General features: G+C 63.1%; 1 protein-coding gene. It reads right to left on the bottom strand.

All coding sequences use genetic code 11. The features are described from left to right. On the bottom strand, positions 1-412 hold a 412-nt coding region (locus tag KDL01_RS42385; RefSeq protein ID WP_212534334.1), incomplete at both ends, for an RNaseH domain-containing protein.

Genomic DNA, 412 nt, shown 5'->3' with positions numbered 1-412 from the left:
GATCTCCCTGGTGGTCATGGTGTACCACGGAGAGTTCAACTCGTTCTCTTCGAAGTCGCCGTCGGTACCCGACTTCTTGGCCAGCTCGGCCCGCCAGCGCGTCTTGTGCTGTCCGTACCGCTTCTTGCCGTAGTTCCTGGGCTGGGTGAACAGGAAGTAGGGATGTCCCTCGGGCTTGCCTGCCGGGTAGTACAGGTCGCTGGAAGTTTTGATCATCTTCTGCTCGCCGTTCTTCTGCGTCTCGGTGACGTAGGCCAGCCGAGGCATCTCGGCCTGGAAGCAGTTCAGGCGGATGATGCTGACCGGTTGGGTGCCCAGACCCTGCGTCGGGAGCCACAGGCGGTCGTCGTGCGTGTTCTCGGTGGCACCCTGCTTGTTGTTGTGCAGGCCCGGCCACGCGCGGCGACAGGCG

The sequence above is a fragment of the Actinospica durhamensis genome, from assembly GCF_018139695.1.
GTDB classification, from domain to species: Bacteria; Actinomycetota; Actinomycetes; order Streptomycetales; family Catenulisporaceae; genus Actinospica; species Actinospica durhamensis.
The sequence above is the reverse complement of the archived record's forward strand: the minus strand, read 5'-3'. Positions and strand labels throughout refer to the sequence as shown.